18 protein-coding genes are annotated in these 18,534 nt (G+C 70.2%); 7 read left to right on the top strand and 11 right to left on the bottom strand.

What is annotated here, in order from left to right; all coding sequences use genetic code 11:
* Positions 1-29: 29 nt before the first annotated feature.
* Positions 30-233, bottom strand: coding sequence for a cold-shock protein (locus tag OG584_RS32740; RefSeq protein ID WP_164262258.1), 204 nt, complete (start codon positions 231-233; stop codon positions 30-32).
* 492 nt (positions 234-725) lie between these two features.
* Between OG584_RS32740 and OG584_RS32735 the strand changes: the two genes are divergently transcribed.
* The 3 genes from OG584_RS32735 (at position 726) to OG584_RS32725 (ending at position 4,113) form a co-directional block, all read left to right on the top strand.
* Complete coding sequence (locus OG584_RS32735) at positions 726-1,886, top strand: S1 family peptidase (RefSeq protein ID WP_405783275.1); 1,161 nt, start codon at positions 726-728, stop codon at positions 1,884-1,886.
* A 333-nt stretch (positions 1,887-2,219) separates the two neighbouring features.
* Positions 2,220-3,053, top strand: coding sequence for a PP2C family protein-serine/threonine phosphatase (locus OG584_RS32730; protein WP_405783274.1), 834 nt, complete (start codon positions 2,220-2,222; stop codon positions 3,051-3,053).
* 64 nt (positions 3,054-3,117) lie between these two features.
* A complete protein-coding gene (locus tag OG584_RS32725) occupies positions 3,118-4,113 on the top strand; it encodes an MASE1 domain-containing protein (RefSeq protein WP_405783272.1) in 996 nt (331 codons plus the stop codon).
* Positions 4,114-4,218: 105 nt separating this feature from the next.
* Here the strand turns inward: OG584_RS32725 and OG584_RS32720 are convergent, their stop codons facing one another.
* From OG584_RS32720 to OG584_RS32710, 3 genes are read right to left on the bottom strand one after another with little or no spacing between them, the layout of a single operon-like run.
* A complete protein-coding gene (locus OG584_RS32720) occupies positions 4,219-4,791 on the bottom strand; it encodes a cysteine hydrolase family protein (RefSeq protein WP_405783271.1) in 573 nt (190 codons plus the stop codon).
* 33 nt (positions 4,792-4,824) lie between these two features.
* The gene (locus OG584_RS32715; protein ID WP_405783270.1) at positions 4,825-6,609 is read right to left on the bottom strand and encodes an MFS transporter; all 1,785 of its coding nucleotides are present in this window, start codon (positions 6,607-6,609) and stop codon (positions 4,825-4,827) included.
* On the bottom strand, positions 6,609-7,067 hold the full coding sequence (locus OG584_RS32710) for a MarR family winged helix-turn-helix transcriptional regulator (protein ID WP_405783269.1): 459 nt from the start codon (positions 7,065-7,067) through the stop codon (positions 6,609-6,611). Before OG584_RS32710 ends, OG584_RS32715 begins: the two co-directional genes overlap by 1 nt.
* Positions 7,068-7,423: 356 nt before the next feature.
* Here OG584_RS32710 and OG584_RS32705 point away from each other — a divergent pair, with 356 nt between their 5' ends.
* Complete coding sequence (locus OG584_RS32705) at positions 7,424-9,217, top strand: hypothetical protein (RefSeq protein ID WP_405783268.1); 1,794 nt, start codon at positions 7,424-7,426, stop codon at positions 9,215-9,217.
* Positions 9,218-9,342: 125 nt separating this feature from the next.
* The gene (locus tag OG584_RS32700; RefSeq protein ID WP_405783266.1) at positions 9,343-9,840 is read left to right on the top strand and encodes a hypothetical protein; all 498 of its coding nucleotides are present in this window, start codon (positions 9,343-9,345) and stop codon (positions 9,838-9,840) included.
* A 15-nt stretch (positions 9,841-9,855) separates the two neighbouring features.
* On the opposite strand, the gene OG584_RS32695 is transcribed toward OG584_RS32700, so the two are convergent.
* The 4 genes from OG584_RS32695 to OG584_RS32680 all read right to left on the bottom strand — a co-directional run bounded on the left by OG584_RS32695 (position 9,856) and on the right by OG584_RS32680 (position 13,058).
* Entirely contained in the window at positions 9,856-10,440 is a 585-nt protein-coding gene (locus OG584_RS32695; protein WP_405783265.1) for a hypothetical protein, read from the bottom strand.
* Positions 10,441-10,541: 101 nt separating this feature from the next.
* The gene (gene htpX / locus OG584_RS32690) at positions 10,542-11,447 is read right to left on the bottom strand and encodes a zinc metalloprotease HtpX (RefSeq protein ID WP_405783263.1); all 906 of its coding nucleotides are present in this window, start codon (positions 11,445-11,447) and stop codon (positions 10,542-10,544) included.
* Between the two features lie 163 nt (positions 11,448-11,610).
* Positions 11,611-12,813 carry a cytochrome P450 gene (locus tag OG584_RS32685; RefSeq protein WP_405783261.1) on the bottom strand — a complete coding sequence of 401 codons (1,203 nt, stop codon included), beginning with the start codon at positions 12,811-12,813 and terminating at the stop codon, positions 11,611-11,613.
* A 53-nt stretch (positions 12,814-12,866) separates the two neighbouring features.
* The gene (locus tag OG584_RS32680) at positions 12,867-13,058 is read right to left on the bottom strand and encodes a ferredoxin (RefSeq protein ID WP_405783259.1); all 192 of its coding nucleotides are present in this window, start codon (positions 13,056-13,058) and stop codon (positions 12,867-12,869) included.
* A gap of 222 nt (positions 13,059-13,280) precedes the next feature.
* On the opposite strand from OG584_RS32680, the gene OG584_RS32675 reads away from it, so the two are divergent.
* On the top strand, positions 13,281-13,742 hold the full coding sequence (locus OG584_RS32675) for a MarR family winged helix-turn-helix transcriptional regulator (RefSeq protein ID WP_405783257.1): 462 nt from the start codon (positions 13,281-13,283) through the stop codon (positions 13,740-13,742).
* Between the two features lie 158 nt (positions 13,743-13,900).
* On the opposite strand, the gene OG584_RS32670 is transcribed toward OG584_RS32675, so the two are convergent.
* Genes OG584_RS32670 through OG584_RS32660 form a run of 3 tightly spaced genes read right to left on the bottom strand, consistent with a single transcriptional unit; the run spans position 13,901 to position 17,565 of the window.
* Complete coding sequence (locus OG584_RS32670; protein ID WP_405783255.1) at positions 13,901-15,238, bottom strand: M20/M25/M40 family metallo-hydrolase; 1,338 nt, start codon at positions 15,236-15,238, stop codon at positions 13,901-13,903.
* A complete protein-coding gene (locus tag OG584_RS32665; protein WP_405783253.1) occupies positions 15,235-16,611 on the bottom strand; it encodes a cytosine permease in 1,377 nt (458 codons plus the stop codon). Before OG584_RS32665 ends, OG584_RS32670 begins: the two co-directional genes overlap by 4 nt.
* Positions 16,612-17,565 (bottom strand): DUF1177 domain-containing protein, encoded by a 954-nt coding sequence (locus OG584_RS32660; protein WP_405783252.1) that lies wholly within the window; start codon positions 17,563-17,565, stop codon positions 16,612-16,614.
* A 124-nt stretch (positions 17,566-17,689) separates the two neighbouring features.
* Here OG584_RS32660 and OG584_RS32655 point away from each other — a divergent pair, with 124 nt between their 5' ends.
* Positions 17,690-18,508, top strand: a complete 819-nt coding sequence (locus OG584_RS32655) for an IclR family transcriptional regulator (RefSeq protein ID WP_405783250.1) — start codon at positions 17,690-17,692, stop codon at positions 18,506-18,508.
* Positions 18,509-18,534: the final 26 nt, after the last annotated feature.

Here is an 18,534-nt window from a genome sequence, read left to right as displayed (position 1 = left end):
CAGGCCGGAGGCGGGCACACCCACCTGAATCAGGCGGGGACGATGTTCTCCGCCTGCGGGCCCTTCTGGCCCTGCGTGATGTCGAAGTTCACCTTCTGGCCCTCCTGCAGCTCGCGGAAGCCCTGAGCGTTGATGTTGGAGTAGTGGGCGAAGACGTCCGGGCCCCCACCATCCTGCTCAATGAAGCCGAAACCCTTTTCCGCGTTGAACCACTTAACGGTGCCACTGGCCATGATTGCCCTCCAAGGGGACTCGAAGTCGGCTCCCGCACTTCGCGGGAGCCGGAGGTGATCGCCCTGGTCCTCGGAGACGCCGAACAGCAGACCCGCCCGTGCATGTACGCACGGGCGAGAGGTACTTCGGAACCACGACAGCTGGGTGAGACGCTACACGGCCGAACGCGCGGCGACCCCGTCGGCTCATCCGTTGAGCCCCTCCTGGCGCACATCCGACCGTTTCATCGCGTTCGATATGACGATCAATGTCCCACTCGCCCCTACCTCCAGGCACACGAAAGTACGAATCAAGATCAGATCAGAAGAAATTCAGGCTTCGCCACGTCGGGCCTAGCCATGCGCCCGAAGAACCCCTTCGTTTGGCATGGACCTGCTCATCAGCTTCGGCTACGCTCCGTCGCGGCACAGTCTGAGAGCGCTCCCAGAACGAGCGCCCGGACGACTGCTGTTCCATCCCCACGATGCTGGAACAACAGAAGGGCCAGACCCTTGAGACGCAGCACGCTCACTCGCACCGCACTGTCCGCGCTTCTCGTTCTCGGGACCTGGGCGACGGCAGGTCTCGTACCGGCCTCCGCCGCCGGCTCCCCCTCCTCCGCCTCCCCACGATCCGCGCTGCCGGCCTCCGCCGGCCTGCTCTCGGCCATGCAGAAGGACCTCGGCCTGACCGCCGGACAGGCTCGGGCGCGTCTGGCGTCCGAGCGAAAGGCGACAGCCGTCCAGGGCGCGGCCCGCCGGGCCGCGGGCGACTCCTACGGCGGCGACTGGTACGACGCGAACAGCGGCAAGCTGACCGTCGCCCTGACCACCGGAGGGCGGGCCGATGCCGTCCGGTCGACCGGGGCTGCCGTCAGGCTGGTGAAACACAGCGCCCGCCGGCTCGACGCGACCAGGAAGCAGCTGGACAAGGGGGCGGCACCGGCGGCGGTCAGCAGCTGGCACGTCGACCCCGAGGCCAACCGGGTCGTGGTGGACGTCGTCGCTTCAGCAAAGAACGACAACGATGTCCAGGCGTTCGTCGCGCGTGCCCGCAAGACAGGGCCCGTTACGGTGCACGCGGTCCCCGCGGCCGCGCGGACCCTGTCCGCCGGCACCGTGGGCGGAGATCCGTACTACACGGGCAACGTCCGCTGCTCCATCGGCTTCTCCGTCAACGGCGGCTTCGTCACCGCGGGCCACTGCGGGCAGCCGGGGGCCGCGGTCAGCGGCTGGGACGGCTCTGCCGTCGGCAGCTTCCAGGGTTCGTCGTTCCCCGGCGACGACTACGCCTGGGTCAGCGTGGGCAACGGCTGGTGGACGGTCCCGGTGGTGCTCGGCTGGGGCACGGTCTCCGACCAGCTGGTCCGCGGCTCAGCGGCGGCGCCCGTCGGCGCGTCGATCTGCCGCTCCGGCTCCACGTCGCACTGGCACTGCGGGAACGTCCTGGCCACCAACGAGACGGTGAACTACAGCCAGGGGGCGGTCTACGAACTGACCGGGACCAACGTATGCGCGGAGCCGGGCGACTCCGGCGGCTCGTTCATCAGCGGCGACCAGGCCCAGGGCACCACATCAGGCGGCTGGGGCGACTGCACCAGCGGCGGTCAGACGTGGTTCCAGCCCATCAACGAGGTCCTGAACCGGTACGGCCTGACGCTCACCACGGCCTGACAGCCGCCGCGAGCGCGCCGAACGTATTCCGTTCCGGTACGGACCCTGCCGCCGTGCCCTGCCGCCCTGCCACGGCGCACGAGCGCCCGCGCCGCGGCAGGGTGCGGCACCGGCGGTGTCACGGGGTCTGCAAGGCGGCTGCCGGGCCCGCCCGCGGTACACCACCGGAGACTGCGGGATCGCCGCTCCGGAAATAAGATGCAAGGGACGGTATCCGGACCCACGGACCGTGAGCGTCGGAGAGGAGAGGCCCGGCGGGCCGGAACCACGGCCCGCGCCGCGACCATGGACCCCCGGTCGCGGTCCGGGAACGAACGCACCGCGGAGCCGCTCATGAACCGGCGTCGTCCTCCTCGTTCTGCAAGCGCCGACGAGCTCCTCACCACGCTCCACCAGCTCACGGCGCGGGCCCGGCGGGAGGTGGAGCTTCATCAGGCGCGTGTGGAGCTGGCAGAGGCACTGCAGCGCGAGATGCTTCCCGCCAGCCTCCCCGGCCTGCCCGGACTGCGTTCCGCGGCTCGCTACACCCCGGCCCGCAGCGGGCTGGACATCGGCGGTGACTGGTACGACGGCTTCCCGCTCCCGGACGGTTCGCTCGGGTTCGCGATCGGCGACGTACAGGGACATGACGTCGAGGCAGCCGCCTTCATGGGCCAGATCCGCATCGGTATGCGCGCCATCGCCAGCACCGCGTCGGACCCGGGCGAGATTGTCGGCCGGACCAACGACCTGCTGCTGTCGGTGAACTCCAACCTTTTCGCGACGTGCACCTTCCTGCGCTTCGACCCGGTCACCTGGGAGATCGAAAGCGCCCGCGCCGGGCATGTCCCGGCGATCTGGGCCTCGGCGGACGGCCGGACAGGCGTCATCGACGACGCGGGCGGCCTGCCCCTGGGTATCCAGGGGCAGCAGCGCTATCCGGTCACCCGGCGGAAACTGACGGAGCAGGGCTCGTTCGTCCTGGTCACCGACGGCGTGATCGAAGGGCCGTCCTTCTCCATCGAGAACGGCCTGGACGCCGTCATGACCCGGGCGGGCGCCCTCGCCGGCGCCGACGCCGACGAGCTGGCCGACGAGATCATCAAGGCCGCGGCACTCACAGGCCACGAGGACGACGCCGCCGTACTGGTGCTGTGCCACGACAGCACACCCGGCCGGACCGCATGACAGCCCCCAGGACCTCGCGTGTCTTACCTGCCCACGGCTCGGAGCACGGTGTGTGATGGGCGCCGTGACACGCAGCGAGACAGCGAGATGTACGACGGCCACAGTCCTGCGGATCCTCGCCGTGGCGGCCGCGTACTACCTGTCCGGCCGGCTCGGGCTGCTCAGGCAGGTCACAGTGCGGGGCGCGATGGTCACGCCTCTGTGGCCTCCGACGGGAATCGCCCTGGGCTCCTTGCTCTTCTGGGGCCTGCCGATGTGGCCGGGCATCGCGATCGGAGCTCTGCTCGCCGTGGTGTCGACCGGCCACGGCTTCGTTCCCGGCGACATCGGCATCATGGCGGGCAACACGCTCGCCCCGGTGTGCGCCTTCCTGATGCTCCGCAAGGTGGGTTTCCGGATGGATCTGTCCCGGGTGCGGGACGGCGCCGCCCTGATCTTCCTCGGGGCGCTCACTGCCATGCTCATCAGCGCCAGCGTCGGTACCGCTGTGCTGTTCAGCGAGGACAAGATCCCCAGGAGCGGTGTCTGGCCGATCTGGTTCGCTTGGTGGGCCGGGGACGCGGTCGGCGTCCTGGTGGTGACCCCGCTGCTGCTCGTCCTGCGGCGGGCGCGGCTTCCCCGGCCTACCGACAGATGGGTGGAGGGCTGCGCTCTGGCGGTGACCGCAGCAGCCGTGGTCCCGGCGGTGACCAGAGCCCCTTACGCCCTGCTCTTCCTGGTCTTTCCCCTGCTGATCTGGGCAGCGCTCCGCTTCGAGCTGGCGGGCAGCGCGCCCTGCGCGATCCTGGTCACGGTGCTGGCGGGCATCGCGGCCACCGGGCGCACGGGACCTTTCCACGGCCTCACCCTGCTCGAAGCCATGATCAATCTCACCGCGCTCAACGGTTCGGTTGCGCTGACCGCGCTGCTCCTGGCCGCCATCGTCACCGAGCACAAGAACGTCCGCCGGCGCATCGAGCGGGCCTGCGAAGAGCTGGCCGACGTGGTCGATCAGCTCGCGCCCGCCGATCAGCGCCGCGGCTGGCCGTCGTCGGACACCCGCCGGCGCGACGGCGGCTGAGGGGTCGTCGCCCTGTGCCCGCCCGGGTCGCGCACTCATGGCGCAAGGGCCCCTGAGGCGGGGCCGCCCCGCCTCAGGGGCCGCCGCCACCGCGCCGGTCCCGGCTCACCGGCCGAGGTCCGCGACCCACTTCTCGGTGGTGACGACGTCCGCCTGACGGGGAAACACCTTCTCGGTCAGCACCCGGTGCACCTCCGGATCGGCGTCGAGGCAGCAGTCCTCCAACACGGTGAGACCGAAGTCCAGGTCGGCGGCCTGCCTCAAGGTCGAGAGCACGACGCCGCTGGCGGCGATGCCGGTGAGCACGAGGCTGTCCGTGCCCGCTGCTCCGAGCACCATCGCCAGGTCGCTCCCGGCGAACGCGCTGACCCGTTTCTTGGTCACCACGATGTCGCCGTCACGCGGTCGCACTTCGGGGTGGATCCGGGCGCCGGGGTCGCCTTCGACGAAACCTCCCGTGGCTCCGCCGCCGGCGGCAAGCGCCCGGAAGGTCTTGTTGCGAGGGCTGACCTCGGGGTGCCCCGGCCGGAAGCCGATCACCACGTACACCACGAGAAGACCGGCCGCGCGGGCTGCGTCGATCGCTCCGCCCAGGCGTGGCAGGTACCCGGCGTCACTGCTGTGACGCTCGACGATGTCCTGCTGGACGTCCATCACGAGTAGGGCGCTCTTCGGCATGCTCCTTCTTCCTTTCACGGGGGTTCACAGGATTCACGGGGTTGCTGAGTCGCGGTCACCGGAGTTCTCCGCCGTGCCGGTGCTGTCGCCGCCGCCGGTACCGCCCGTCGCACCGGGCCCCGCGGCCGGGCCCGGTCCGGCCTTGTCGTGGCGGCCGCGCAGCAGCGAGGCGAGCGCGGCGACGAGCGCCATCGCGGTGGCGGCGCCGAAAACGGTGACGAGTCCGTGGTGGAACGGGCCGGAGACGAGTTCGGGGAAGAACTCCTTCCCCGTCAGCGTGCTGACGTTGTGCGCGGGCAGCTTGTCCAGCACCCCGCTGGGCGCGAGGAGCTGGCTGACCGGGTTCTTGCCGAGGAACGTGGCGAAAAGCGTGCTGACCGGCGGCAGTCCCGCCACCTGTTGGGCCGTCCCGGCAGGTACGCCCTGCCCTTGCAGACCACTGCTCAGCGCATGCGGCAGCGTTCCCGCGAGACCGGAGATCATCAGCGAGAACGAGAGGCCGATCGACAGGGCGGTACCCGAGTTCTGGAAGGTCGAGCGCATTCCCGATGCGACTCCGCGCTGTTCCGGCGGCACACTGCCCATGATCGCCGAGGTGTTCGGCGCGGAGAACATGCCCTGGCCCAGGCCGCTGAGGAGCAGCAGAGCCGCGAATTCGGGGTACGAGAAGTTCACCGGCAGGAGCAGCAGACCGACGAATCCACCGGCCACGAGAAGCAGCCCGGTCGTGGAGAAGAGACGTGCGCCGTACCGGTCGGAGAGAAAACCGGACACCGGTCCCGCGATGAGGAATCCGACCGTCAGCGGCAGCATGAAGATGCCTGCCCAGAGCGGGGTGCTCTCGAAGTCGTACCCGCGCCGGGGAAGCCAGATGCCCTGGAGCCAGATGATCAGCATGAACTGGAGCCCGCCGCGGGCGATGGCGGTGAGCAGGGCCGCGAGGTTCCCGGCGGCGAAGGCACGTACACGGAACAGACCGAGCCGGAACATCGGTTCGGCCACCCGGGTCTCGATGAGGCAGAAGGCCACGAGCAACAGCACTCCGCCGCCCAGCCCGCCGAGCACCCAGGGGTTGGTCCAGCCGGTCGGATGCCCGCCGTACGGCTGGATTCCGTAGGTGATGGCGGCGAGCAGAATGCCGGCGCCGCCCGTGAAGGTGACGTTTCCGGCCCAGTCGATACGGCCCGCTGTACGCGCTCCTGTCTCACGCAGGCTGCGGTACGACCAGATCGTGCCGAACACCCCGATGGGCACGCTCACCCAGAAGACCGCGCGCCAGTCGATGGTGGCCAGCAGCCCGCCCGCCAGCAGACCGAGGAACTGGCCTGCCAGCGCGGTGATCTGGTTGATGCCCAGGGCCATACCGCGCTGCCGGGCGGGGAACGCGTCGGTGAGGATGGCCGCCGAGTTCGCGGTCAGCATCGAGCCGCCGACTGCCTGCACGACACGGAATCCGATCAGCCACAGCGCGCCGGAACCGCCCTTCAGCGGATCGAGCGACAGAGCGAGCGAGGCGCAAGCGAAGATCGCGAAGCCCATGTTGTACATCCGGACCCGGCCGAACATGTCGCCGAGCCGGCCGAGTGCGACCACCAGCACCGCGGAGACCAGCAGATAGCCGAGGATCATCCAGAGCAGATAGCCGATGTTTCCGGGGGCCAGCGGGTCGAGCCCGATGCCCCGGAAGATGGCGGGCAGGGAAATGATCACGATCGAGGCGTCCATGGTCGCGATCAGCACGCCGAGCGTCGTGTTGGACAGCGCGATCCATTTGTAGCGCTCGCCGACGTCGGACCTCTCGCTCCTCCGTGCGGACATCACAGACGCTCCGCGAGCCGGTCGAGCAGTGGCACCACGTCGAGAAGCCTGCGCCTCTCAGCGGGCGTGAACTCCTCGCCGAGGACCTCGGTGAGCCGGTGGACGGACTCCGATCGGCGGTCGATCAGCACTGTGCGCCCCGCCTCGGTCACCGTGATCACCGCGCGTCGGCCGTCCCGGCTGTCCTGCCCGCGGCACACCAGCCCGCGTTCCTCCAGGGCGGCGAGCGTCGATGCCATCGCCTGCGGGCGCACCCGCTCCAGATCGGCGAGCGACCCGGGGGAATCAGCTCCGTCCCGGCTCAGCCGGGAGAGCACGGAGACCTCGGAAAGCGTCACGTCGCCCACCCGGTGGGCCTGCCTCAGCCGGCGGGCGATCCGTGCCACCGCCAGCCGTATCGACACCGCGGCCCCGGCCGCGTCGGCCGGCTCACCGCTCTCGCCGCTCGTCCCGTTCACGCTGCTCCCCCACCGTCAGGAAAGTACTGACAATAGGCTTATCAACCTGTCATAACCAGTGGGCGGCCGCTCGGGCCGACCGCCGGGAAAGCCGTTCGGCGCAACGGCGCTCCGGACGGCCATTCACTCATCCACCTGGGTTTTTGGCACTGGTAACCCGTGTCGGACGCACGATGTCGCCGCCCTCGCAGAGGACTCCCGACCTAGCCTTCGAAGCACGAGGCCATCCGGCGGACGCCGTCCGGCGCCGCCTGTCCCACGACATCTCTCCGTGCGACGAGCATCCGTACGCCGCGTACGGCCGCGCGTTGCCCGTCGTTGCTTTCCGGCCCGGGGTTCACACGAAGGAAGCTGCCATGGACGACGGCCTGCCCACACGTGACCCGGCCGCCGGAAGACGCCGGCCCGTGGGTGTTCCCGTCCGGGCCACACGTGCGGAGAGGCCGACGGGCGCCGCCCCACCGCAGTGGCACCGCGGGTTGACTGTCATCGCGGTCATCAGTCTGTTCATCGGCACTCGCGCCCTCTGGACAGAGGCCATCGCGAGCGGCCCTGTCGTCGCGGCGGTCGTCACCGTCTGCTACGCCGGAATCCTTGTATGCGGTGTCCTCGCCCTCTCCGTACGCGGCCGCCTGGCCCTGGCAGCGGTCGACCTGGGGGTGCTGGCCCTCGCGGTCGCGCTGGTGATCTGCAACTACTGGCTGGATCACAGCGGTTCCGACGAAGGCGTGCTGACCGCTCAGGCCGCGAACGCGATCCTGCACGGGCGGCCGGTCTACGGCCAGCCGTGGCCGTGGCTCTTCGACAATCCCCGGGTCGGCGTCACCAAGACCATGTCGGGCGGCGCCGACTACACCTACGCCTATCCGCCGCTGACCGCTCTGCTCGCCGCCCCGGTCCACGCCGTGGTGCACTCCACGGCCGCGGCGACGCTGGTGACGACCGCCGCGCTGCTCATCGGCACCGTCACGCTGTGGGCGCTGCTCCCCGCGCCGTGGCGGCCGGCGGTCACGGCGGTCTGCCTGGGCTTCGGCCTGCTGCCCGCCTACGCGCGCCAGGGATATCCGGCCCTCGTGGCCCTCGCCTTCCTGGTGCCGGCTGTCGTGCGGTGGCACAACACCGGCGCGGGCGGGCGCCTCGGACGGTACGGGGTGTTCCGGGCCGTGTGCGTCGGTGCGGCCTGCTCCAGTCAGCAGCTGGCCTGGTTCCTCCTGCCGTTCCTGCTCATCGGCATCCACGCCGTGCGCCGCGGCGAGCTGGGTGGGCGCACGGCGCTGGGGGTGACCGCCCGTTACGCCGGCACAGCGGTCCTGACCTGGGCGGCGCTGAACGCCTACTTCGCCGCGGACGGCTTCCGCGACTGGGCCGAGGGATCGTTGCTGCCCTTCACCCAGGGCGCAATCCTGCACGGCCAGGGCGCCATGGGCATCTCCTTCTACTTCACCGACGGCAGCAGCCGGCTGAACTTCTACTCGTACGCGAGCGTGCTGCTGCTCCTCGGCCTGCTCGGCGCCACCCTCCTCTTCGCGCGGCGGCTGGGCCCCGCCCTCACGGTGCTGCCCTGGCTGCCCTTCTACCTCGCCACGCGCTCACAGGACGGCTACTTCCTTCTGATGACCCCGCTGTGGCTGGCGGCGGCCGCCACCGTACCGGCGTCCGCGCTTGCGACCGCATGGCAGCCGAGGATTCCACGCGTGCGCGTCCGCAGGGCGAAGGCGGCGGTGGCCGCCGCGCTCGTCGTACCGTCCCTGCTCTGCCTCACGGTGGCGGCCGCGAGCCCGCCACCGCTCCGGATGAGCGTCACGCCGCGGCTCACCGACCGGCCGCACCTGGGCGTCGCCTCGGTCCGCGTGCGCGCCGTGAACACCACGGGCCACGCCCTCTCCCCGCACTTCGCCGGCCGCATCGGTCAGGGGACGTCCGGCTGGTGGACCGTCCACTCGGGCCCGGCCACCATCGCCCCGCACGGCTCGGCCTCGTACGTCGTCAGCCCGCCGGGCGGATTCCGCCGACTGCCCCGTAATGGAGCCGCCTTCTACCTGATCGCGGTGAGCGACAGGCCGATGACCATCACCACCGCGGAACTGCCCTCGGTCCCGACCGCGCACCCCCGCAGCCGGCCGGCCCGCCGCAGCCGTGCCCCTCGATGAGTTCGGTGTCCCGCTCTGCGGCCTCGGGGAATACAGTGGAATCAGCAACACCATTTGTCCGTTTTATTCGCAGGTGAGGCTGCGTCTCCTGTCCGGGAACGCGGCCCAGGGAGGCCATGCCGCCTATGAACTCCGAACGCGCCGAACGGCTGGTGAGTGCGCTGCGTGCCCGCGGGGTGATGGCACACGTCGCAGAGGCGGGCGTCTACCAGTTCGGGGTCCGCGTCGTCATCGACTGGAACATCGAGGCGATCTGGGACACCGACGGGGCGGCGGGTCTCGACGCACAGGTGCTCAGCGACGGGATGCTGGTGGGATTCGTCCCTCATGTCGAAGGGTCGGAGGACTTCACCGAGCAGCAGCTCGTCGACACCATCGCCAACACCAGCTACTCGACCGAGGGCCTCCGCCCGCCGTCCGACGCGGAGACGGCCGCAGGGGGATCCGGCGTCGCGCCCCGCCCGGACTCCGGCACCGGCAGCTCCGTCAGGAGCGGCACGCCGGTCGCCGGCGAGCCGGACAGGCCGGATGCCACTGCTCCCCCGCCTCCGCCCGAGCAGGAGTCCGGGCCGCCGGGCGCGCCCGGCCACCGCAGGCCGAAGGACCGCTGGTGGAAACGCTGAACCGGCGGAGCCGGTCTACAGACCGGGCGCGCCCCATACGGGGAACCATCTCGCGAGGTCGGGCTCGATCCGCAGGTCGTCCTTGAGGACAGCCTTGACCTGGAGTTCCAGCGGGCTGTTCCGCTTCTCCGTACCGTCGGGCTCGGGTGCGAAGGGAAAGAACGTGCCGCGCTTGTACAGGTAGACCAGTGCGAGCGGCCGCTGCTCGGCATCCTGGAACGAGAGCAGTGAACAGAGCAGCTGCGGGCCGAACCCGCCGTCCTCCAGAAGCGAGTTGACGGCGTGCAGGTCGGTGACGAGTGCCGCGGTGTCGTCGGGTGGCTGCTGGGCGAGCAGCCAGGTGTAACCGTACGAATCAGTGCTGAAGTGCACCGGGGAGCCGCCGTGCCCGGTGTCCGCGTCGAGCAGTTCCCCCACGTCCTGCTTGATCCGCGCGAAGCTGCCTCCCTCGACGCCCGCGAAGCAGACGGAGCCCATGCCGGTGGGGGTGAACCCGGTGCCCGCCTGGAGGGTGAGCGCCGCGGACGGCAGAGCGAACAGCCGGTCCAGATCGGGTCGGACCGGCTTGCTCCGGCCCAGGATGCTGTCGAGAAAACCCACGAGGTGCACTCCTGCGGTTCAGAACGGCCGGAAGGCGGGCGCCCGCCTTCCGGCCACGGACGGATACGGACGGCGGGCCCGGCGCGCGGCGGGCCGCGGCGTCACGGGCGGGCGAGTTCGGCGGAGATGCGGGCGAGCTGGTCCAGGCGCTGTTCGAGCGTCGGGTGGGAGGAGAGCAGCCGGCCCAGGCTCTCCTTCGATGCGAACGCGGGCATGAAGTAGAAGGCGTTGTACGGCTCCGCCTTCCGAAGGTCCTCGGTCGGGATCCTCGCCATCTGTCCGTTCACCTTGGTGAGCGCCGAAGCGAGGGCCGAGGGGCGGCCGGTGAGCAGGGCCGCGGCGCGGTCGGCGGAGAGCTCCCGGTAGCGGGAGAGCAGGCGCGTGAGCAGGAAGCTGATCGCGTAGACCACCGCGCTGACCAGCGGCACGAGCGCGATGGCGAGGCCGATGGGGTCCGAGCCCCTGCTGTTGCGGGCGAGCCCGCTCCACAGGGCGGCCCTGGTGATGAGTCCGGCCAGCACACCGAGGAACGAGGCGATCGTCATCACCGCGGCATCGCGGTGCGCGACGTGGGACATCTCGTGGGCGAGGACACCCTCCAGTTCCTCGGGCTCCAGCCGGCGCAGCAGTCCCGTCGTGGCGCATACGAGTGCGGTGCGCTCGCTGCGACCGGTCGCGAAAGCGTTGGGAATGTCGCTGCGGGCGATGGCCACGCGCGGTTTGGGCATGTCGGCCAGCGCGCAGATCCGGTCGATCGCGCCGTGCAGTTCGGGGGCCTCGTCGGCGGTCACCTCCCGCGCGCCCATGGTGACGGCCGCGATCTTGTCGCTGAACCAGAACTGAGCGACGAAGACAACACCCGCGATCACCAGAATGACCGGCCAGGCACCACGCACCAGGACCAGCAGCACACCCACCAGGACGACGTACAGCAGTCCGATCAGGAACATGGTGGTCACCATGCGCGTGGTGAGACCGCGATCGAGGGTGTAGCGGCTTCGCGTCATCTTCGTCTCCTGTGACGGTTCTCCCCCTTCGGTAATTGTCCTCCTTTCGCGTAAAGGCAGGGTATGCGGCGGGTTCTGTGTTTCCTGAGTGCCGCCCGGGGCGAGGGCGGAAGCCGGTGCCACGGACGCCCCGAATGTGCGAGGGTCCGCGGCACCGGCCGTTTCACCAGGCGACGGGCAGCTCGTGGACGCCGTAGACGGCCATGTCGGTGCGGAACGGGATCTCGTCGAGCGGGCGGTCGAGACGCAGACCGGGCAGGCGCCGCAGCAGAGCGGGGTAGGCGAGCTGCAGCTCGACGCGGGCGAGGTTCTGGCCGAGGCACTGATGGGGGCCCGAGCCGAAGGCGAGATGCCGGCGCGCCTGCCGGTCGATGTCGAGGCGGCTCGGGTCCTCGAAGACGTCCGGGTCGCGGTTGGCGACGTCGGTGGCGCAGATGACGGCCTCGCCGGCCTTGATGAGCTGGCCCCCGACCTCGATGTCCTGGGTGGCGACGCGACGGCGCCCCAGGTGGGTGATGGTCAGATACCGCAGCAGCTCCTCGACGGCGCCCGCCACCCGCTGGGGGCTGCCGTCGCGGACCGCGGCCAGCTGTTCGGGGTTCTGGAGCAGCGCGCAGGTGCCGAGGGCGATCATGTTGGCGGTGGTCTCGTGCCCGGCGACCAGCAGCAGCCGGGCCTGCTTGGCGCATTCGTCCCGCGTGCTGATCCCGGTCAGGAGATAGTCCGCAGCCAGCCGGCTGAGCAGGTCGTCACCCGGGTTCTCGGCCTTCTTCTCCACCAGGTCGCCCAGGTAGTCGACCAGCTCCTGGGAGGCGTCCAGGGCATCCTGCGCACTGCTGCGGGTGTCGACGATGACGGCGCTCGCCCGCTGGAAGAACCCGTGGTCCTCGTACGGGACACCGAGCAGTTCGCAGATGACGAGCGAGGGCAGCGGCAGTGCGAAGGACGTGACCAGGTCGGCGGGCGATCCGGCCTTCTCCATCCCGTCCAGCAGCTCGCCGATGATGCGTTCTATGCGATCCCGCAGGGCCTGTGTCCGTTTGATGGTGAAGTCACCGGTGAACCTCTTGCGCTGCTCGTTGTGTTCCGGTTCGTCCATCGTGATGAACGTGCGGTTGTGGGCACGGGTGGCCTCGCTGCCGGCGCTGATGCTCGGGTAGGAGGGCTGCCTGTTGTCGGCGCTGATGCGTTCGTCGCGCAGCAGCGCCACCTGGTCCGCGTGCCGGGTCACGTACCAGGCCGTGGCACCGTTCCAGAGCGTGACCCGGGAGACCGGTTCCGAGTTCATCAGCCCGGACATCTCCGGCGGGGGGTCGAAGGGGCATCCGGCGGCGCGGCGCGTCGTGTAGGCGGGGGCCTCGGTCATCGTCGTCCTTCCACAGTGGGGGTGTGAGGTGTTCCGGGAGCCGGGTCGCCCGGTCAGGACAGGGTGATGGCGGCGGCAGGACAGATCTGCGCGGCCTCCTCGACGGCGGCGTGCTGCTCGGCGGGCGGCCGGCTGTTCAGCACGAGCACGATCCCGTCCTCGTCCCGCTGGTCGAACACATCGGGGGCGGCGAGTACGCACTGGCCCGCAGCACAGCACTTCTCGGTGTCCACGGTGATCTGCACGTCATTCCTCCAGCACTAGGGGATGAGCGGGTTACTTAACAAAAGTAACTTCTCAACGCGGACGGTAGTACTCCGCTCACCCCGCAGGGAACCCCCAGTCGATGCATAGGGCATCTTTCTGGCCACCCCAGGAGGGTGGCGGTGCAGGCCGGGGTGACGCCGGGCTCACCCGGTCCGCGCAAGTGGGCGGCCGGGGCGGACCGCATACGGGATCATCGTGGCGTGGACCAACCCGAGCCCGGCGGTTCCGCCGCCCAAGACCTCTACAAGTCCCTCGCCGACCTCGCCTACACGATGGCGGGCAACCGCGCGCACATGCGGCTGCGCGTTCAGGCGGACGTTACGGTCGACCGTGCGTCCCTCGCGCTGCTGCGCACGCTCGCGGCGGCGCCGGCCCCGCTGCGGATGGGCGAGATCGCGCAGGCCCTGCTGGTCCAGGCGCCGCACGTCACCCGCGAGATCCGCGGGCTGGAGGAGCGCGGGCTGGTGCGCACCGTCCCGGATCCCGGCGACCACCGGGCCCGCCGGATCGCCGTCAGCGACGACGGCCGCGATGTCGTGGCGCGCGCGGAGGAGGCCGGCCGGCGGTGGCTCGACGACGCCCTGCGGGATTTCGGCCCCAGTGAGCTGATGACCGCGGCCGCGGTGATCAGCCGCGTCGTCGAGGCCTACCGCAATCCCTGAGCGCAGCGCGGACAGCGGCCCGGCGGGGCGCGGACGAATGGCCCGATTGCGGGGTCTCCCCCGCCACTGGTCCGGGCAACACCCAGTACGCCCCCGGCGTCAGTGACGTCGAGGGCGTACGCGCATACGGGCCGGTGCGGGACCAGGGGGCGGAGTGGTCAGGCGCTCTGCCAGAGCCGGGTCATCACCCGGACCCCGAACCGCAGCCCTTCGAGCGGTACCCGCTCGTCCACTGCGTGGAAGAGCCGCCCGTAGTCCAGGTCGTGCGGGAGCTTGAGCCCCTTGAAGCCGAAGCACCGGATGCCCAGGTGGGTGAAGGCCTTGGCGTCCGTACCGCCCGGATTGCAGTACGGCACCGGGTGGCCGTCCGGGTCCTCGGCGCGCACGGCGTCGCACATCGCGTCCACGAGCGGGCCGTCGAACGTGGTCTCCATCGCGACGTCGTGGTTGACCCACTCCCGGCTGACCGACGGCAGCAGCAGGGCGTCAATGGTGTCGATCAGCTCCTGCTCGTGACCGGGCAGGAAGCGGCCGTCGACGCGGGCGGTGGCCCGGCCGGGGATGACGTTCGTCTGGTAGCCGGCCTGGAACATGGTCGGGTTGGCGGAGTTGCGGAGCACCACCTGCATGAAGTCCGAGACGGGGCCGAGCCGGGCGAGGCTGCCCTCGATGTCGTCCTCGTCGAACTCGACGCCGTAGAGCCGGGCAGCCTCGGTGAGCAGGGCTCGCACCGGCTCGATGAGGCGGATGGGGAAGGTCTGGCGCCCGATGCGGGTGAGCGACTCGGCGAGATCGGTGACCGCGTTCTCGTCGTTGGGCGACGAGCCGTGGCCGGCCCGGCCGGTGGCGGTCAGCTCCATCCAGGCCATGCCGCGCTGGGCGTTCTCGATCGGGTAGAGCCTGCGCGTGTCGTCGATGGCGAAGGAGAAGCCGCCGCCCTCGCCGATCGCCTCGGTGACCCCTTCGAACAGCTCGGGCCGGTGCTCGACGAGCCAGTGCCCGCCGAATTTGCCGCCCGCCTCCTCGTCCGCGAGGAAGGCCAGGACCAGGTCCCTGGAGGGCCGGGTGCCGGTCCGGGCGAAGTCCCGGGCGGTGGCCAGCATGACGGCCACCGTGTCCTTCATGTCGATGGCCCCGCGTCCCCAGAGGTAGCCGTCGCGGATCTCTCCGGAGAACGGCGGCACCTGCCACTCGGACGCGTCGGCCGGTACGACGTCGAGATGACCGTGGACCATCAGCGCGCCGCGCGAACGGTCGGCGCCCTCGATACGGGCGATGACACTGGCGCGGCCCGGCGCGCTCTCGATCAGCTCGGACTCGATACCGGCCTCGGCCAGCCGGTCCACGACCCAGTCGGCGCAGGCCCGTTCGTTGCTGATGGGGTTGGAGGTGTCGAAGCGGATGAGTTCGGCGCAGAGTTCGACCACCTCGCGCTGTGCCTCTTCGGACGCGGGGACCGGTCCGGCTGCGGTCGTGTCGGGCTCAGGGGTGTTCATGCCGCTCCCACGGGGGTGTTGGTTTCGGCGACGGGAAGGCCCGGGGCGGCCTCCACCGTCGAGGTGCCGTACGGCTTGATCCAGCCCAGCAGACCGAGCGCCGCGTAGAGCACGAAGGCAGTGATCAGCGAGTTCAGCGCGGGGATGCCGCCGTCGTAGAGCTTGCCGACGCAGAACGCCGCGATCCAGATGACCAGCGACATCGGGACCCAGGTGGGTGAAGTGGCCGGCAGGGTCTGGGCCTCGCGGGTCTCGTCCAGTGGCTTGCGCATCCGCCGGACGATCCAGTACTCGGCCACGATGATCCCGCCGATCGGCGGGATGGCGACGCCCAGCAGTGACAGGAAGTCCGTGAAGTGCGTCATGATGCCGACCGCCGACAGCAGGGTGCCCGCGAGCCCCAGCACGATGGTCACCGCGCCGCGGTGCAGGCGCTTGCCGAAGACGACCTGGAAGAAGTTGACGACACCGAGCGAGGAACCGTACAGGTTCCAGTCGTTGACCTTGGCGGTGGACATCAGCACCACGATCACACCGACCGCGCCCGATGTGCTCAGCACGATGTCCGAGACCTGGTTGCTCTTGACCAGGTGACCCAGCAGGACGCCCGTCATGCCCACGATGTACTCGGAGAGGATCATGGACGAGGCACTCTGCAGGAAGACGTGTGAGCCCTTCCTGTTGAAACGCGTCATCTCCGGCGCGACGATCGCTCCCGTCATGAACCCGCCCGCGATGGCGGTGGCGGCCACGGCCAGCGATATGTGATGGGCCGGCGCAGGCGAGTGGATCAGGTCCATGAAGGAGTGCTTGGTCAGGGTGGAGATGACCGACCAGGCGACCAGTGCGAAGAACAGCGGCGTGACGATCTTCGCGAAGATGGCCATGTACCTGAAGCCGAAGATCACCAGTGCGGTCACGGCCAGCCCGGCGACCACGCACCACATCCAGGAGGGACCGCCCACCAGGGAGGAGACGCTGTCCCCGAAGATCGTGTTCTGCACGCCGAACCAGCCCACCAGGCTGACCGCGATGACGAAGCTGACCAGCGCCGAGCCGTTGCGGCCGAAGCCGACCCAGCGGGTGAGCAGCGGGGTCGCCAGGCCTTCGCGCATTCCGGCCAGGCCGATCGCGAAGATCACGACCTCCAGGGTCACCGCGCCCAGCGTGAAGGCGAGGAACGCCTGGCCGAAGGTCATGCCGACACCGATGGTGGCCCCGAGCGTGAACTGGGAGATGGATCCCGACTGGGCCAGCCACTGGAGCAGCATGCTCCCGAAGCCGAAGCGCTTGTCGCGCGGGACGCGGGAGAGCGCGTAGTCGTCGCTGCCGATGCCCTTGGTGGCTTCGGCAGTGGGTGGTGAGGTTGCCATTCATGACTCCCTGGGCTGGCGGCCGAGGGTCTGCAGGTGCGACAGCGACCCATAGCGGTTGACGAGGTTGCCGAACTCCACCTCGTCGTGGAAATCGAGTTGTCCGGCGGCGTAGACCTTGGCGGTCTCGACGGCGAACCGGGCGGCGGAGGCGATGTCCGTCTCGTGGCTCGCGCCCGTCTGGCAGCCGGGCACCGCGGCAGCGGACGTGATCGCGAGGCCGACGACCGGAGCGGCGGTCGCCGTGGCAGGCTGCAGGATCGAATTGATGTGGTGTGCCCCATTACCGTACGGAGTGATGTCCTGCGTCGTCACGGGGTAAGTGACCAACGGCTCACCCGTCACGACGGCCAGCAGCTCGCCGAGCTGCTCGCTCACCCGCAGCACCCAGCCCTCCTTGACGGTGGGCGAAAGGGCGAGGCCCTTGTGGTTGATGATGCGGTTGCCCTTGGTGGTGTCGATGGACAGCACCGCCTCCATCTCCTCCGTCACCTCGTGACGGTTCATCGTGGCGATGTCCACCGGTGAGCCCATGAACGGGACCGGGTCGTGCGGCTCGGTGGGGGCGTCCGGGCAGATGTGGGTGGCGACGAGCACGTCACCGGGCAGCAGGTCGCCGCGGCGGCGCATGTCGAGCAGCTTGGCGGCCGTGGCCAGAGCGGCGGCCGCTCCGTCGGCGTCCGAGACGAGCCCGGTCACCTCGGGCCGGGCGCCGACGCCGCCGAGCCTGCCGACCACACCGAGGGTGCGGGCGGTGCCGCCCGACGACCGTCCGCTGCGGCCCGGGATGCGGACCTGCACGAAGTCGGTGGAGCCGCGCTCGCCGCTCACCGAGGCGACCGAGGCACCGGCCCCGCCGGGGCCCGCCACCGCGTCGAGGTACGCGACGACGCGCTTGCCGTCGGCCGCGGGATCGTCCAGCAGATCCACGATGTCCAGGACGTACTTCAACATGAGGGGCCTTTCTCGCTGCGTCAGCACCCGCTGAGTTCCGGGGGGTGCTGACAGCAGATTCGGGATCCGATAGCGTTGAGCGCAACTGTTTCCCTCTATTTGCAATTAGGGTCTGGATGGTGAGATGACGATGGCCGAGATCGATCTGGACCGCCGCAAACCCGCGGGCGCGCTGCAGACCGTCGACCGCGCGCTGCTCGTCCTGCTGGCCTTCGAGCGGACCCGGCCCGACTGGGGCGTCACCGAGGTGGCCGCCGAGTTCGGCTGGGACACCTCCGTAGCCCAGCGGCTGCTGTCGACGCTGGCGGGCCGCGGCTTCCTGGTGTCCGACCCGGCGACCAGGCGCTACCGCATCGGCCCCGCCGTACTGCGGCTGAGCCGGCAGTGGGAGCGCTCGGGATCCCTCGAACTGCTGGCGGGGCCGGTACTGGACGAGCTGTGCCGCGCCACCGGCGACACCGTCCTGTTCTGCCTGCCGGACAGCTTCCACATGCGCTGCGTGGCGGCGGAGGAGGGTGAGGCGGGGCCGCTGCGGTACTACCCCCTGGTCGGCGAGCTGTATCCGGCGCACGCGGGCGCGACCAGCAAGTCCTACTACGCGTTCCTTCCCGACGACCAGCGCCACCGGCTCTTCCGCGCCCGCCCGATGGCCCGCTTCACCGACCGGACGGTGACCGACGCCGATCTGCTGGAGCAGGAGTTCCTCCGCATCCGCGCCCAGGGGTACGCCTGGACGGTCGGCGAGTACGACAGCGGAATCGCCACCCTCGCCGTCCCGGTCTTCCTCGGCCGGGAGCCTTACGGAAGTCTCAGCCTCGGCGGCGCCGAGCAGCGCTTCCCTGACGGCCCCGAACCCCGGCTCGACAGCCTCAGACAGGCCGCCCAGCAGCTGGAGAAGCGGCTCACCCATCCGCCCCAGCGCACCAGACGCCCCCGCGCCTGACCCTTCCCGGACCACCGGATCGGCCC

Source organism: Streptomyces sp. NBC_00859 (assembly GCF_045161865.1).
GTDB lineage: Bacteria > Actinomycetota > Actinomycetes > Streptomycetales > Streptomycetaceae > Streptomyces.
The sequence above is the reverse complement of the archived record's forward strand: the minus strand, read 5'-3'. Positions and strand labels throughout refer to the sequence as shown.